Below are 787 nucleotides of genomic sequence, written 5' to 3' on the forward strand. Positions count from 1 at the left end.
CCTGCTGATACAACATCTCTGCGCGCTTCATGTTTGGTGGCGATTTCACATCGGCATACTCGACCGTTCCCGCCAAACGTAAGCCTTCAGACATGGGCGTCATAATGAACTTTCTGTCGGCAGAACTGATAGGAAACGGCAATGACTCACGCTTGTCATTCATCATGAGATGGTAGCCTCGCTCAGCGTGTATCGGGACATTCACACCGGTTAACTGGCGAACCAAAGCTTTAGAATGAACACCCGCTGCGACCACAATTTTGTCAAAAGACATTCGCTGAGTATTGACCAAGACATCGCCGTTTTTACTTACTGCGTCTACTTCTTCATGGACAAGTTCCCCCCCGAATTTTTCAAATGCATTACTTAGCTCAACGCAGAGTGCATAAGGGTTTATTGTATGTCCTGTTTCTGGAAAAAAGACGCCAAACCGAACCTTTTTGCTGAGTTCAGGAAGCCGACGTCGGATTTCGTTTTGCGTCCAAAGCTCGTACCGAACACCTTGTTCCGCTAACGCATCAAGCGTACTTTGATAACCTTCAAACAAGCTTTCGCTTTCAAACGTCAGCAGTGAACCATCCATCTTAATCAGCCCACTTTTTCCGATCGAATCTAATAACAGATTCCAACTCTGAACGGCTCGCGTGTTAAGGCTTGTTATCGCCTGCGTGGAAGCTTTTGCCGCTGAAGGTTTGGCTTTCAATAAAAAGCGCATCATCCAACCGACGGTATTGGGCAAGTCTTGCCAACGAATAGAAACTGGACTTGTCGAACTCAATAACATCTT

Annotated in this window: 1 protein-coding gene; it reads right to left on the reverse strand. The window is 46.5% G+C overall.

Translation table 11 applies throughout. The annotated features are described in order from the left end of the window. Positions 1-787, reverse strand: a 787-nt coding sequence (locus tag R7Z77_RS25005; RefSeq protein ID WP_318136999.1) for an FAD-dependent oxidoreductase, incomplete at both ends; no start/stop codon positions are given.

It is taken from the genome of Vibrio sp. 1401, from assembly GCF_033340295.1.